The 13,250-nt window shown below is 57.6% G+C and carries 17 protein-coding genes; 4 read left to right on the top strand and 13 right to left on the bottom strand.

Going from position 1 to position 13,250, the window contains the following annotated elements:
* Window positions 1-25 precede the first annotated feature (25 nt).
* The 3 genes from AC2FND_RS00085 to prfA all read right to left on the bottom strand — a co-directional run bounded on the left by AC2FND_RS00085 (window position 26) and on the right by prfA (window position 2,756).
* Window positions 26-619, bottom strand: coding sequence for a DUF4167 domain-containing protein (locus AC2FND_RS00085; RefSeq protein WP_480473192.1), 594 nt, complete (start codon window positions 617-619; stop codon window positions 26-28).
* Between the two features lie 239 nt (window positions 620-858).
* Window positions 859-1,704 (bottom strand): peptide chain release factor N(5)-glutamine methyltransferase, encoded by an 846-nt coding sequence (gene prmC / locus AC2FND_RS00080; protein WP_496714809.1) that lies wholly within the window; start codon window positions 1,702-1,704, stop codon window positions 859-861.
* Window positions 1,701-2,756 carry a peptide chain release factor 1 gene (prfA, locus tag AC2FND_RS00075; RefSeq protein ID WP_496767333.1) on the bottom strand — a complete coding sequence of 352 codons (1,056 nt, stop codon included), beginning with the start codon at window positions 2,754-2,756 and terminating at the stop codon, window positions 1,701-1,703. Before prfA ends, prmC begins: the two co-directional genes overlap by 4 nt.
* A gap of 62 nt (window positions 2,757-2,818) precedes the next feature.
* Here prfA and AC2FND_RS00070 point away from each other — a divergent pair, with 62 nt between their 5' ends.
* On the top strand, window positions 2,819-3,109 hold the full coding sequence (locus tag AC2FND_RS00070; RefSeq protein ID WP_496767181.1) for a hypothetical protein: 291 nt from the start codon (window positions 2,819-2,821) through the stop codon (window positions 3,107-3,109).
* 3 nt (window positions 3,110-3,112) lie between these two features.
* Here the strand turns inward: AC2FND_RS00070 and AC2FND_RS00065 are convergent, their stop codons facing one another.
* The 5 genes from AC2FND_RS00065 to AC2FND_RS00045 all read right to left on the bottom strand — a co-directional run bounded on the left by AC2FND_RS00065 (window position 3,113) and on the right by AC2FND_RS00045 (window position 7,178).
* The gene (locus tag AC2FND_RS00065) at window positions 3,113-3,466 is read right to left on the bottom strand and encodes a DUF6404 family protein (protein ID WP_480919679.1); all 354 of its coding nucleotides are present in this window, start codon (window positions 3,464-3,466) and stop codon (window positions 3,113-3,115) included.
* Between the two features lie 35 nt (window positions 3,467-3,501).
* A complete protein-coding gene (locus AC2FND_RS00060) occupies window positions 3,502-3,906 on the bottom strand; it encodes a DUF1499 domain-containing protein (protein ID WP_480919680.1) in 405 nt (134 codons plus the stop codon).
* Window positions 3,907-3,972: 66 nt separating this feature from the next.
* Window positions 3,973-4,920 (bottom strand): agmatinase, encoded by a 948-nt coding sequence (gene speB, locus AC2FND_RS00055; protein ID WP_480919681.1) that lies wholly within the window; start codon window positions 4,918-4,920, stop codon window positions 3,973-3,975.
* Between the two features lie 89 nt (window positions 4,921-5,009).
* Window positions 5,010-5,984, bottom strand: a complete 975-nt coding sequence (gene speB, locus AC2FND_RS00050; RefSeq protein WP_496767179.1) for an agmatinase — start codon at window positions 5,982-5,984, stop codon at window positions 5,010-5,012.
* 30 nt (window positions 5,985-6,014) lie between these two features.
* Complete coding sequence (locus tag AC2FND_RS00045; protein ID WP_480564418.1) at window positions 6,015-7,178, bottom strand: M20 aminoacylase family protein; 1,164 nt, start codon at window positions 7,176-7,178, stop codon at window positions 6,015-6,017.
* A gap of 66 nt (window positions 7,179-7,244) precedes the next feature.
* On the opposite strand from AC2FND_RS00045, the gene mazG reads away from it, so the two are divergent.
* From mazG to AC2FND_RS00030, 3 genes are read left to right on the top strand one after another with little or no spacing between them, the layout of a single operon-like run.
* Window positions 7,245-8,111: a nucleoside triphosphate pyrophosphohydrolase gene (gene mazG / locus AC2FND_RS00040; protein ID WP_496767332.1), complete on the top strand. Its 867-nt coding sequence runs from the start codon at window positions 7,245-7,247 to the stop codon at window positions 8,109-8,111.
* Window positions 8,112-8,165: 54 nt separating this feature from the next.
* Window positions 8,166-9,107 carry a nucleoside hydrolase gene (locus AC2FND_RS00035; protein ID WP_496767176.1) on the top strand — a complete coding sequence of 314 codons (942 nt, stop codon included), beginning with the start codon at window positions 8,166-8,168 and terminating at the stop codon, window positions 9,105-9,107.
* Window positions 9,104-9,553 (top strand): GNAT family N-acetyltransferase, encoded by a 450-nt coding sequence (locus tag AC2FND_RS00030; protein ID WP_496767175.1) that lies wholly within the window; start codon window positions 9,104-9,106, stop codon window positions 9,551-9,553. Before AC2FND_RS00035 ends, AC2FND_RS00030 begins: the two co-directional genes overlap by 4 nt.
* Here the strand turns inward: AC2FND_RS00030 and AC2FND_RS00025 are convergent.
* From AC2FND_RS00025 to AC2FND_RS00005, 5 genes are all read right to left on the bottom strand, one after another.
* On the bottom strand, window positions 9,550-9,714 hold the full coding sequence (locus tag AC2FND_RS00025) for a hypothetical protein (protein WP_171631940.1): 165 nt from the start codon (window positions 9,712-9,714) through the stop codon (window positions 9,550-9,552). The genes AC2FND_RS00030 and AC2FND_RS00025 overlap by 4 nt on opposite strands.
* Before the next feature lie 140 nt (window positions 9,715-9,854).
* Complete coding sequence (locus AC2FND_RS00020; RefSeq protein ID WP_496767173.1) at window positions 9,855-10,394, bottom strand: GNAT family N-acetyltransferase; 540 nt, start codon at window positions 10,392-10,394, stop codon at window positions 9,855-9,857.
* Between the two features lie 48 nt (window positions 10,395-10,442).
* Window positions 10,443-11,720 (bottom strand): phosphopyruvate hydratase, encoded by a 1,278-nt coding sequence (gene eno / locus AC2FND_RS00015; RefSeq protein WP_209596629.1) that lies wholly within the window; start codon window positions 11,718-11,720, stop codon window positions 10,443-10,445.
* A gap of 136 nt (window positions 11,721-11,856) precedes the next feature.
* Complete coding sequence (locus AC2FND_RS00010) at window positions 11,857-12,735, bottom strand: DMT family transporter (RefSeq protein ID WP_496767171.1); 879 nt, start codon at window positions 12,733-12,735, stop codon at window positions 11,857-11,859.
* A 135-nt stretch (window positions 12,736-12,870) separates the two neighbouring features.
* Window positions 12,871-13,250: Fur family transcriptional regulator (locus tag AC2FND_RS00005; protein ID WP_496767169.1), on the bottom strand; the 380-nt coding region annotated here is incomplete at its 5' end.

Genomic DNA, 13,250 nt, shown 5'->3' with positions numbered 1-13,250 from the left:
GGGCTTGGTTCATTGGCCGTCAGCTTTACTCAGCCGCCTCTGGAGCATCCCCGGTGTTGGCGGGTGCTTCCTCTTTTGCCTCGGGTGCAGCTTTGGGCTTCCGCGTGCGCGGTTTACGCGCGGGTTTTTCTTTGAGCGGTGCCTCTTCCGGTGCCTCAGCTACCGGGGTTTCTTTGTTTTCCGGTGTTTCTACCAAGCCGCTATCGGGCTCTGAAACTTGCTGAGACAGGTCCATCAAATCAGGCTGCGGTGCTTCGGCCGGATCAGCCTGACGGGTCGCTTCGCGTTCCTGACGTTCGGCACGTTCACGATCGCGCTCAGCCTGGCGTTCGCGGTTCTGGCGCTCCTGCTCTTCACGGCGCGCATCCATTTCGCGCTGCGCTTCGCTCAGCATCCGCAGATAATGTTCTGCGTGTTGCTGGAAGTTTTCTGCTGCCACGCGGTCATTCGACAGCTGAGCGTCACGTGCCAACTGGTTGTACTTGTCAATAATCTGCTGCGGCGTGCCACGAACCTTGCCTTCGGGACCCGAGCTGTCAAAAACCCGGTTTACGACGTTGCCGCCAGAAGGACGATTGCGGTTATTCTTGGCCCGCGAACGGGGTTTGGAAGATCTCATCTTACTTTACGTCAGCCTTATCAATGCGCTGTCGCTCAACCCGTGTTTTGCACTGCTCTAAGGCGTTTGCCGTGACGGGAAGTCGACTTTTTGGGCTTGGCGTCAGGGGTGCGCTGCAACAGCGTCAACCTCGCCGACTAATCCTGAGTAAACATGTCCTGACGGCGCAGACAAGAGGAATCTCGGGTTTTCACAAGCTTTTTTGTTCGGGTTGGCGTTTTTTGCCGCAAACCCGCCACTCAATCCGGCATTCTTGCGCCAACAACGCGGTCGCGACCGTCCAGATCAGGGATGATCCGAACATCCACCAACCCGGCAGCGTCGAACAGGGCTGATACTTTTGCCGCCTGCGTCTGACCGATTTCGACAAGAATTCGCCCGCCCGGCAACAGAAAATCCGGGGTCGCAGCCGCGATCCGACGATACGCTCCCAACCCATCCCCCTCATCCGTCAGAGCCATGCGCGGCTCATGCTCGCGCACTTCGGGCGACAGTTCTTCCATCTCAGACACTGAGATATATGGAGGGTTGGAAACAATCAAGTCGAATTGACCATTAATGTCTTCAAACCAGTTTGATCGAAGAATCTCAATCCGCGCCTCTACCTGATGCTGAACCGCATTGGCACTGGCTTGCAGGCAGGCGGCTTCGCTCAGATCGACACCCACGCCCGTGGAACTGCTGCGTTCGGCCAGAAGGGTTATCAGGATACACCCCGAGCCCAGCCCCAGGTCGAGGACATGATCAAATGGTTCGCTCAACGCCGCTTCGATAAGGGTTTCTGTTTCCGGGCGCGGATCAAGGACATCCCGGCTGACGCGAAACCTGCGGCCATAAAACTCCCGCTCACCTAACAGATGCGACACCGGAACCCGAACGGCACGCAAGGAGATCAGCTGGTCATAACGCTCGGCGATTTCGGGCTGCAATTCTTCCGGGGCAATCAGTGTCACGCGACTGGCTTCAATCCGTGCAGCGTGGGCCAGCAACAGACGCGCGTCGCGCGCCGGATCGTCCACACCGGCCGCACGCAGGCGCGCTGTCGCTGCTACCATGGCCTGTGCCGCTGTTTGCAGACCCGTCATTGTGCCATCTCGGCCAGCAGCCGGGCCTGATCGTCTGCCGTCAGCGCATCAATCACCTCGTCCAGATCGCCCTGCATCACCTGATCCAGCTTATATAGCGTCAGGTTGATCCGATGGTCGGTCATGCGCCCCTGCGGGAAGTTATAAGTACGAATGCGTTCCGAGCGATCCCCCGAGCCCACCTGACTGGCGCGATCTGCCGAGCGTTCGCTGTCAATCCGCTGCCGTTCCAGATCGTACAAGCGCGTCTTCAGAACCTGCATGGCGATTTCGCGGTTGCGGTGCTGAGATTTTTCGGAACTCGTCACCACCAATCCCGTCGGAAGATGCGTGATCCGCACAGCCGAGTCTGTCGTGTTCACGTGCTGTCCCCCGGCACCCGAGCTCCGCATCGTATCGATTCGGATATCAGTGGCGTCGATCTGGATGTCTACATCCTCGGCCTCGGGCAGAACCGCCACTGTCGCCGCCGAGGTGTGAATGCGCCCCCCGCTTTCGGTTTCGGGCACGCGCTGCACCCGATGGACGCCGGATTCATATTTCAAGCGCGCAAAGACATTGTCGCCTTTGATATGGGCGACCACTTCCTTGATGCCGCCCAGATCCGAGGCCTGCTCTTCGATAATCTCGAATTTCCAGCCACGCGCCTCGGCGTATCGCTGATACATGCGCAATAGATCACTCGCGAACAAAGCGGCCTCGTCCCCGCCGGTGCCAGGGCGAATTTCCAGCATCGCTGGACGGGCATCTGCCGCATCCTTTGGCAACAATGCCAGTTGGAGCGCGTTTTCCGCCTTGGGGATGCGAGCCTGCAACTCGGGGATTTCCTCCTCGGCAAGCTCTTTCATGTCCGGGTCAGTCAGCATCGCCTGCGCCTCGGCCAGATCTCCCACCAGCTGTCGCCAGGCCATGATCTGATCGACGACAGGCTTGAGGTCGGAATATTCTTTGGCCAGCGCCGCAATATCACCACCCGACGCGCCATCGGCCATGGCAGCTTCGAGGTACTGAAAACGCTGGGTGATCTGTTCAAGACGTTCTTCGGGGATCATCCCGGCGGTGTCTCTCATCCGGGGGCTTTGGTCAAGGGCAACGTCATGCTAAGCTGGCAGCCATGAAACGGGTTTTTCTTACTCTGCTGGTGACGACCACGCCTGCATTCGCCGATTACATCGGCCCTGACGGCAAGACGCGGGATTGCTATTGCACCGACACATCCGGGTCTCGCATCGAACTGGGTGAGATGATCTGCCTTCAGGTCGACGGACGCATGTTCACCGCGCAATGCCAGATGTCCCTGAACGTTCCTATGTGGCGCGAGGTTCAGGAAGGGTGTTTGTCGTCTGGATTACACTCGGACTGGCCAAATTTGGATACACCACCAGATGGTGACAACGCTCTCTGAGCGCTACAAGTCTTCCCACTTGCTCAAATTGTATGCCCTGCGTTGGAACAGTCTTAGTGCGACTGTTAGCAAAGTAAGTGGTACGGCGGCCAACACTGCGGGGCCAAATATATTGGGAAGGCAAAAGTTCTCACCAAGAATGACAGTTACCCCGGCCTGAAACGAAGCAACTATCAAGGTCACCAAGACAAACACAGCAACATTGGTTAATGGCGATGCCCAATACAGAAAGGGTCTTGGTTCAAAGCCAAGGGCTTTCAATCGTTCAAGCTCAGACTCAATTCTTATGTGCTGCTTAACACCGGCCTGCTCAATTTCAGCCAATGCATTATGGAACTTTTTCTCATAGTCACTCATACGTCCAATCTAGGAACTTTCCCCTTGGTTTCAATCTATTGAAGTGCCGCCAACCACCCATCGACTCGCGCCCTGTTCACCCCGAAATCCTTACGACCAAACCGCAAGCGGCCGTGAATGCGCAGGGTGTCTCCGTCCTGCTGAGCCGTGGTGTAGTCGGGAAAGCCGATCCATTTCGTGCGGGTGATATAGGTGATCATGCCCTCGCTGACCGAGCCGGCCAATACCGTAGTGCGCGGCGTGGTTTGGGCAATCTCATCAAGACGCTGCAACCCGTCGGGGCCGGTTTCAACAACGCGCAACACACCACCGGGCAAGTTCTGGCTTTCGGTCGAAACCAAAGCGACGTGCCACCGCGCAGGGTCTGACGGTGCCAGCCGGACATAGGCGCCCGCCCCAACCACAAGCGCAACCACCGCCCACAAAGCCATCCTTCTCATCCCGCTCTATCCTTTTTGGTGAACCCTAAGCGGAACAAAACCGGCGGCAAGACATTCCACCGCGTCTTACCGCGACGTCACACCCGGCAGGATACACAGCATCTCATAGATCAGGTTGGCTGCTGTCAGTGCAGTGTTGCCCGATGGATCATAAGGAGGTGAGACCTCGACCAGATCGCATCCCACTACGTTTACCCCATGCAGTGCATGGATCAGTTGCAGCGCTTGCGGTGTCGTCAGACCAGCGATTTCCGGCGTGCCGGTGCCCGGAGCGTATGCGGGATCTAGGCTGTCGATGTCATAGGAGATGTAAACCGGGTGGTCCCCAATGATCTTGCGAACCTGCGATCCGATCTGGGTCAGATTCTGCTGCCACAGCTCCCATGCGGGGAACTGGCGGAAGCCCCAATCCTTGGCTTCGGTAAAATCCGAGGCTGCATAACCCGAGCCCCGAATGCCGATCTGGAACGTTTTGTCGGGAACAATCAACCCCTCTTCATAGGCGCGGCGGAAAACGGTGCCGTGGGTTTCGCGTTCACCGAACATCTCGTCATTCACATCGGCATGGGCGTCCACATGCACCAACGCCACGGGACCGTGTTTGGCCTTGATGGCTCGCAGGATCGGCAGGGTGATCGAATGATCGCCCCCCATCGCCACAGGGATCACGCCTTTCGCCAAAATGGCGTCATAGCTTTCCTTGATGATCCTGAGGCTGTCTGCAAGCGAGAAGGTGTTGATCGCCAGATCCCCAATATCGGCTATCTGCAAGCTGTCGAACGGGGCCGCTCTGGTGGCCATGTTATAGGGTCGGATCATCGCGCTTTCGCCGCGGATCTGCTTGGGGCCAAAGCGCGTGCCCGACCGCCACGACGTGCCAATATCCATCGGCACCCCCAACACCGCCACATCCAACCCCTCAAGCGAGGTGGCCTGCGGCAGGCGCATGAATGTGTTCGGCCCGGAAAACCGGGCCAGATCATTCCCGCTAAGTGGTTGGTTGAATTCGGTCATGTGCGTAATGGTCCCGTCCCTGTTCGTCACTTGATCCAGCACATACCTTAAGCATGGCTAACTGTTGGTTAACGTGAACCCTTGCGGGTTTACCCATCTGCTTTATCCAGCTTGTTCCACCCCAACAGGCAAATGATCTGCGTCGCCACATGGGCCCCAGCAATCGCTGTCGCACCGGATGTATCAAAGGGTGGCGATACTTCGACAACGTCCCCGCCCTTGATATTGATCCCGGCAATGTCGCGCAGGATGATTTGCGCCTGAATCGAGCTTAACCCACCCCAGACTGGCGTGCCCGTACCAGGGGCAAAAGCCGGGTCAAGACCATCGATGTCGAAGCTGAGGTAAACGGGGCTGTCACCAAGAATGTTCTTGATCTTCTCTGCCACAGCAGCTGGTCCCGATTCATAAACCTCGCGCGCATCAATGATGTTCACGCCCAGCGTATCCTCATTCGTCGTGCGAATACCCACCTGGACCGAGCGTTTCGGATCGACAATGCCCGACTTTACAGCCTTGTAGAACATTGTCCCGTGATCCACGCGGGACATGTCGTCATCGGCCCATGTGTCGGTATGCGCATCGAATTGCAGCAGAGACATTGGCCCGTATTTCTCGGCATAGGCCTTGAGGATCGGAAAGCTGATATAGTGATCGCCACCCAGCGCGACCGACGCCACATCAGCGGCCAGAATGGTTCGGATGTGGTCGGTCAGCGTGTCGGGAAAGGCCGGGATATTGGCGTAATCATAAGCCATATCGCCATAATCCACGATCGCCAGCTCACTCAGCGCATCAAAGGGCCAGCCATAGGGCGCATCAGGCGATTGCAAAGCGCTGGCCTCACGGATCGCCCGAGGGCCAAGGCGCGTGCCGGGCCGGTTCGTAACCGCCTGATCAAACGGCACGCCAGTAACCGCGATGTCCACACCCTTCAGGTTCTTGGTGTAAAGCCGCCGCAGAAAAGACGTCGCCCCACCGAACGTGTTTTCATAAGACAACCCCTTGAGATCCGGATTGGTGAATGCCTCATCCACCTGGTTTCTTGCGTCTTCCAGTGCCATGTCTTCTGTAGTCCCTTTCCCGAACCTTTATCAGCTCAACGGCTGCGCTTTTTCCACGATTCGCGCGAAAAACGACGCGCCCACCGGCGCGATTTCGTCGTTAAAGTTGTATTTCGGATGATGCAGCCCTGCGCCTTCGCCCTGCCCAAGGAACAAATAAGCACCGGGGCGCTTTTGCAGCATATACGAGAAATCCTCGGCCCCCATCTCGCGCCCGGTATTGCCGGTGACCCGGTCGTCGCCGGATATTTCACGCGCCACCTCGGTCGCAAAGCCCGCCTTTTCGGCATCATTGATGGTGGCAGGGTAATCTACATTGTATTCCAATCGCGCCTCGACCCCATAGGATTTGGCCTGCCCCTCGACAATCTCGGCCATGCGCCGCATCACCATCTGCTGGACGTTCGGATCGAACGTTCGAACGGTACCGTTGATATAGGCCGTATCCGGGATAACGTTGTTGACCGTGCCGGTGTGGATCTGCGTGACCGAGACGACAAGATCATCCAACGCATAATGGTTGCGGCTGACAATGGTCTGAATGGCCTGCGCAATCCCACAGGCCGCCATAACCGGATCACGGGTTTCATGCGGCATCGCACCGTGGCCGCCGACACCCTGAATATGCACTTCGAATGTATCGACAGCCGCCATGATCGGCCCCGGCGTGGTATAGAATGTCCCTACGGCAAATCCCGGCGCGTTGTGCAGCGCATAGACCTGCGAGATGTCGAACCTGTCCATGATGCCTTCTTCGACCATCACACCAGCACCGCCGCCATCTTCCTCGGCGGGTTGAAATATCAGCGCCACGCGACCGCTGAAATTTCGCGTCTCGGCCAGATAACGTGCCGCGCCCAGTAGCATGGTAGTATGCCCGTCATGGCCGCAGGCATGCATCTTTCCGGGGTTCTGAGAGGCATAGTCAACGCCCGTTTCCTCGGTAATTGGCAACGCATCCATATCGGCGCGCAAGCCAATCGTCGGCCCGTCGCCCTGCCCGTTGATGATCGCGACCATCCCGGTCTTTGCGATCCCCTCATGCAACTCATCAACCCCGAACTCACGCAGACGTTCGGCCACAAAGGCTGCCGTTTCATGGCATTCGAATTCCAACTCGGGGATGGTATGCAGATACTGGCGCCATCTGGTCATGTCGGCAGAGAAATCGGCAATTCGGTTGACGACGGGCATCTGGGGTGGACTCCTGATCGGGACTGCGGAATGGATGCATCTGACACCGGAATGAAAGGGTTCGCAATGGCTGAAAATCCTCTGATCCACGACAGCAATGCAGGTATCGAACGGCTGCTGGAAATCATGCGCCGCCTGCGCGATCCGCAATCCGGCTGCCCGTGGGATATCGAACAGGATTTCGCGACCATCGCCCCCTATACGATCGAAGAGGCCTATGAGGTCGCGGACGCCATCGAACGTGAAGCTTTTGACGAGCTTAAAGGAGAGCTGGGGGATTTGCTGTTCCAATCCGTGTTTCACGCCCAAATGGCAGAAGAAGCAGGATATTTCACCTTTCAGGACGTGGTGCGCACCATGTCCGACAAGATGGTCAGCCGCCATCCGCATGTGTTTGGCGATGAATCCCGTGACAAGTCGGCCGATCAGCAAACCAAAGATTGGGAAACCATCAAGGCCGCCGAGCGGGCGGGCAAAGAACAAAAAGGTGCGCTGGACGGTGTAGCCGCAAACCTGCCCGCCCTGCTGCGGGCCCATAAGCTGCAAAAGCGCGCCGCTCGGGTGGGGTTCGACTGGCCTGACGCCAGCCACGTGCTGGCCAAGATCACCGAAGAAGCGGCCGAACTGGAAGAGGCGCGCGACAAGATGGATGTTGACGCGCTGGAAGACGAGTTCGGAGATCTGCTGTTCGTGATGGTCAATCTGGGCCGTCATCTTGGCATCGAACCCGAAGCCGCCCTGCGTCGCACCAATGCCAAGTTCACCCGTCGCTTTGAAAAGATCGAAGCCCGGCTGGCCGAACGGGGCAAGACCCCCTCGCAAAGCGATCTGGCCGAGATGGATGCGCTGTGGGACGAGGTCAAAACTGAAGAGCATCGCGCCAACGGCAAACTCCCGCCGGTGGATGCACTGGCGACGACCAGAAACGGGTAGACAAGCGATCCGACACTTGCGAGTGTCCCACCTTCACGACCCCCGGAGACGCCAATGCCCCCTCGCAAGATCATCATCGACACCGATCCCGGACAGGATGACGCCGTCGCCATACTGTTGGCGCTGGCCAGCCCGGACGAGATCGAGGTTCTGGGTATCACGGCCGTCGCGGGTAACGTCCCACTCGCCCTCACGGCCAAGAACGCCCGAATCGTTTGTGAATTGGCCGGACGTACGGATGTGCCGGTTTATGCGGGCTGCGACAAACCGCTGAACCGCCCACTTGTCACAGCAGAACATGTGCACGGGAAAACCGGGCTGGATGGCCCGGTCCTGCCGGATCCGCAGATGCCATTGGCCGACGGTCACGCAGTGGATTTCATCATCGACACCCTGCGCTCTGAAGAACCGGGAACAGTGACCCTGTGTCCGCTGGGGCCGCTGACAAACATCGCGACTGCATTTCGCAAAGCCCCCGATATCATCGACCACGTGCAGGAAATCGTCTTGATGGGCGGGGCGTATTTCGAAGTCGGCAACATCACCCCCACCGCTGAATTCAACATCTATGTCGACCCAGAAGCTGCTGATATCGTATTCAAATCCGGAAAGCCAATCGTTGTCATGCCATTGGATGTCACACACAAGGCGTTAGTGACCAAACCACGAAATGACGCGTTCCGCGCATTGGACAGCAAGGTAGGAAATGCCGTGGCCGAGATGACGGATTTCTTTGAACGCTTCGACAAAGAGAAATACGGCAGCGCGGGTGCTCCCCTGCACGACCCTTGCGTCACTGCCTATCTGATCCGCCCCGAGCTGTTTTCGGGCCGCCGCGTGAATGTCGAGATTGAAACAGGGTCTGACCTGACCCTGGGCATGACCGTTGCGGATTGGTGGCGTGTCACCAACCGCGCACCAAATGCGCTGTTCATGGGGGAAATCGACGCCGACGGCTTTTTCACCTTACTGACAGAAAGGCTGGCCAGACTATGAGCGCCGCCCTCCGCCTTGCGCGCCCCGACGATCTGGATCGCCTGATGACACTGGTCACCGCCTTTCATACAGAGGCCGGGCTGACACAGGACGCTGACAAGACACGCAATGCCCTCGCCCCCATGCTGGATGGCATCCCTCATGGCTGTGTCTATCTGATCGGGCCCGGACGCGCGCCGTTGGGATATATCATCCTAACCTTTGGCTGGTCAGTCGAGTTCGGCGGCATGGACGGTTTCGTGGACGAGATCTATATACGCCCTGCCGTTCGGGGCCGCGGCATTGCCACCGAGGTTCTACTGGACCTGCCCAAAGCTCTTGCCGGGGCAGGCCTGATGGCTCTTCATCTGGAAGTCGACCGGAACAATGAAACTGCCCAAAAACTCTATCTGCGCACGGGGTTCAGACAACGCGACAGCTATATGCTGATGAGCAAGGTACTTTAGCGCGACTCGCCACGGAAGATATTTGCCGGATTCATGTCCTGAACCGGGTCATTCGACGAAACCTCTTCTCCGGTTATCGGATACGTTCCCGGACCCGCACACGCGGACAATACCGTGATGGACGCTGTGACGATTATCAGAAGGAATTTGGATACAGACATCGTGGTCTCCTTTCTGCAATGAAGAAAGACTACGGCATTTCGAGTGAACGCGATAAGTAACAAGTTCACACATAAGAATAATTAAGCCGCTTAATTATTGTCAAATTTCTACGTCCAAGACGACCATGCCCCTGAGAGTTTTATCTTTTCTCAGGCAAGCCAGTGTCTTCCTCAAAAAGCGGCATCTCGAAAAAAAGCAGGTGATCGCGTGCGATTTCAGGAGTTTCGTAATAGGCGTCTCGCAGGTGAAAGCCCAAAGACAGGTATAACCGAGTCGCCACTTCCAGGGGTTTGCCGGTGTCCATTCGAATATAGTCGAACCCAAGATCTCGACACATTTCGATCAGCGAAAGCATGATGGCACAGCCTGCGCCTGTCCCTCTTGCTGCGTCAGTTACAAATACGCGTTTGATTTCAGCCACACCAGGCTCGTACGTGTGAAACATGCCGCAGCCGACCGGTTCCCCATGCAGCAATGCCAGTTTGATCCCACCGTTCGGCGGCGTGTGTTCCGCGTCGATGTTGTCCATTACACGGGTGTATTTTTCGCTTGGGTAGAAGGCCTGAACGATCTGGGCGGTTCTTTCATCCAGCGCCAGCAGGAAATCCCTGTAATCCCAACACAAACGCCGAACCGCTTCAAACTGGTCCGGCGTTTCCGGTTCGATGATGTTCAACACAATGCGACCCCCGGATTAAACCCAGGGGCCAGCCTAGCACCAAGTGCGTTATTTGCGAAGGATCGACGCGCCTGCGTATTCCGCAACCTCGCCCAGCGATTCCTCGATGCGGATCAACTGGTTGTATTTGGCCAACCGGTCCGACCGCGCCAGCGAGCCGGTTTTGATCTGACCGCAATTGGTCGCCACCGCCAGATCGGCAATGGTGGCATCCTCGGTTTCACCCGAACGGTGCGACATTACGTTGGTATATCGCGCCCGGTGGGCCATATCGACGGCGCGCAGGGTTTCGGTCAGCGATCCGATCTGGTTCACCTTGACCAGCATCGAGTTCGCGCAGCCGCGCTTGATCCCTTCGGCCAAGCGCGCCGGATTGGTCACAAACAGGTCGTCGCCCACCAACTGCACCTTGTCGCCGATGGCGTCAGTCAGGGCTCTCCAGCCGTCCCAGTCATCCTCGGACATGCCGTCTTCGATCGAGATGATCGGATAGTCATTGACCAGAGCCGCCAGATAGGCTGCGTTTTCCTCGGATGTCAGGGTGATCCCCTCGCCCGCCAAAACGTATTTGCCGTCCTTGTAATACTCGGTCGCCGCGCAATCCAAGGCCAGGTGGATTTCTTCTCCCGGTTTGTAGCCCGCCTTTTCAATGGACTTCAGGATGAAATCCAGCGCCTCGCGGGTGCTGGCGATGTTCGGGGCAAAACCGCCCTCGTCACCGACACCGGTGGCCAGACCGGCAGCTGACAGCTCTTTCTTCAGGGTGTGGAACACTTCGGACCCCATGCGCACGGCTTCGCGGATATTCGCGGCCGAGGTTGGCATGATCATGAATTCCTGAATGTCGATCGGGTTGTCGGCATGTTCGCCGCCGTTGATGATATTCATCATCGGCACCGGCAGCACGCGGGCCGAGGTGCCGCCGACGTAGCGATAAAGGGGCTGCGTGGTGAAATCTGCTGCGGCTTTGGCAGTTGCCAGCGACACGCCCAGAATGGCGTTGGCACCCAGACGGCCTTTGTTATTGGTTCCGTCCAGTTCGATCATCGCCTGATCGATGGCCACTTGCTCTGTCGCGTCAAAACCCACCAGTTCCTCGGCGATTTCACCATTCACGGCGGCCACGGCTTCCAGAACCCCTTTGCCCATATAGCGGGATTTGTCGCCGTCGCGTTTTTCAACGGCTTCATGTGCGCCGGTGGACGCACCGGACGGTACGGCGGCGCGGCCCATGGTGCCGTCTTCCAGAATCACGTCGACCTCGACCGTCGGGTTGCCCCGGCTGTCCAGAATTTCGCGCGCGTGGATGTCAATGATGGTGCTCATGAGGTCTGTCCCTATGGCTGCAGTCGGTTGCACGCGTCATAGCAGCAACCGACCAAAAGTAAACCGGTTCCGTTATCGCTAACACGTATATTTACCGACCTTTAGGGCTAACAGTTTGCTGTTTGCGCCAACAGGTTCACACCGGGATCAGATTGCGCGCCAGACGTCGCTCGCGGATAAAGGTATACAGGCCAGATCCGATGATCAGGCTCGCCCCAGCCATTGTCAGCGCATCCGGGCGTTCACCGAACATCAGCATTCCGGCAAGGATCGAAAACACCAGACGCGTGTAGCGAAACGGCATCATGGCCGAAGCCTCGCCAACCCGCATGGCCGTGACGATGCCGTAATACCCTAGAACACCAAAACCGATCGCCCCCAAATACGGCCCTGCCTGGCCGCTTTGCACCGGCACAAAGGGTGTTCCTGAAACAACCATCAACAGCAGCCCGGCCAGCGCCACTGCGATATACGCCTGCATCGCTACAACCGATGAGGCCACCCGAACATCCAGCCTGCGCGTTATCAGATCGCGCGCCGCAATCGCAAACACGGTCAGCACGACAAACAGTGAATCTGGCTGAAACCCTTCCAGTCCGGGGCGAATGATCATCAGAACACCGATAAAGCCGACACCAATGGCGCTCCAGCGGCGCCAGCCGACCTGCTCTCCCAGAAACAGGGCCGCGCCCATGGTCACGGCAAGCGGCATGGCCTGAAACACGGCGGCGACAGTGGACAGATCAATCAGCGACAACGCGGTGACAAAGGTTACGGCACCGAATCCTTCTGTCCCTGCGCGCAGCATCGGCAGCAGTTTCCACGCTACGGGATCGAAGATGCGTTTGCGTGTGACCACCGACATCACCGCAAAGACAAGCCCGCAGAACACACCCAGACACACCATGATCTGACCAGTCGGCACAGCGCCCGACAGGAACTTGATGAACATATCCTCAAGCGAAAAGGCCGCCATCGATCCGATCAGCAAAAGGATGCCGTTTACGTTATTCATGCGCGCGTCCACAGGAAAAGGGCACTTGAGGTGCAGTATGCGGGCACATGAACCGCAACCAGCGGCGTCTGGCAAGCCATTTCCCGACACGTTCAATGAATTAACGTGTTGGGGCCGTTCGCGATTTGTGATGGATCACTCCTGCTTGAGCGGCACGCCGTACAGTTCCAGCCGATGCCCTTTCAGCTTGTACCCAAGCTTGGCGGCGATCTTTTCCTGCAGGGCTTCGATTTCGGGATCGACAAATTCGATGACCTCGCCCGACTGCATATCGATCAGGTGATCGTGGTGATCACGCTCGGCATCCTCATAACGGGCCCGCCCATCGCCGAACTCCAGACGCTCCAGAATCCCGGCCTCTTCAAACAATTTGACCGTACGATACACCGTCGCAATCGAGATGCCTGTGTCGATGGCAGAAGCACGCGCGTACAGTTCTTCGACATCCGGATGGTCGTCGCTTTGTTCCAATACCTGCGCGATGATCCTTCTTTGACCGGTCATGCGCAGACCTT

The organism is Ruegeria sp. BHSB056 (genome assembly GCF_059613305.1).
Note: the sequence above shows the minus strand (reverse complement) of the source record. Positions and strands in the feature narration are given on the sequence as shown.

Excerpts from the sequence above, each read along its gene's own strand:
- AC2FND_RS00045 (WP_480564418.1), bottom strand. The coding sequence starts at position 7,178 with ATGCCCGTCGTCAACCGAATTGCCGATTTCTCTGCCGACATGACCAGA.
- AC2FND_RS00070 (WP_496767181.1), top strand. The coding sequence starts at position 2,819 with ATGAAACGGGTTTTTCTTACTCTGCTGGTGACGACCACGCCTGCATTC.
- AC2FND_RS00060 (WP_480919680.1), bottom strand. The coding sequence starts at position 3,906 with ATGAGAAGGATGGCTTTGTGGGCGGTGGTTGCGCTTGTGGTTGGGGCG.
- prmC (WP_496714809.1), bottom strand. The coding sequence starts at position 1,704 with ATGACGGGTCTGCAAACAGCGGCACAGGCCATGGTAGCAGCGACAGCG.
- AC2FND_RS00010 (WP_496767171.1), bottom strand. The coding sequence starts at position 12,735 with ATGAATAACGTAAACGGCATCCTTTTGCTGATCGGATCGATGGCGGCC.
- AC2FND_RS00065 (WP_480919679.1), bottom strand. The coding sequence starts at position 3,466 with ATGAGTGACTATGAGAAAAAGTTCCATAATGCATTGGCTGAAATTGAG.
- AC2FND_RS00030 (WP_496767175.1), top strand. The coding sequence starts at position 9,104 with ATGAGCGCCGCCCTCCGCCTTGCGCGCCCCGACGATCTGGATCGCCTG.
- speB (WP_496767179.1), bottom strand. The coding sequence starts at position 5,984 with ATGGCACTGGAAGACGCAAGAAACCAGGTGGATGAGGCATTCACCAAT.
- prfA (WP_496767333.1), bottom strand. The coding sequence starts at position 2,756 with ATGATCCCCGAAGAACGTCTTGAACAGATCACCCAGCGTTTTCAGTAC.
- mazG (WP_496767332.1), top strand. The coding sequence starts at position 7,245 with ATGGCTGAAAATCCTCTGATCCACGACAGCAATGCAGGTATCGAACGG.
- AC2FND_RS00025 (WP_171631940.1), bottom strand. The coding sequence starts at position 9,714 with ATGTCTGTATCCAAATTCCTTCTGATAATCGTCACAGCGTCCATCACG.
- speB (WP_480919681.1), bottom strand. The coding sequence starts at position 4,920 with ATGACCGAATTCAACCAACCACTTAGCGGGAATGATCTGGCCCGGTTT.
- eno (WP_209596629.1), bottom strand. The coding sequence starts at position 11,720 with ATGAGCACCATCATTGACATCCACGCGCGCGAAATTCTGGACAGCCGG.
- AC2FND_RS00035 (WP_496767176.1), top strand. The coding sequence starts at position 8,166 with ATGCCCCCTCGCAAGATCATCATCGACACCGATCCCGGACAGGATGAC.
- AC2FND_RS00085 (WP_480473192.1), bottom strand. The coding sequence starts at position 619 with ATGAGATCTTCCAAACCCCGTTCGCGGGCCAAGAATAACCGCAATCGT.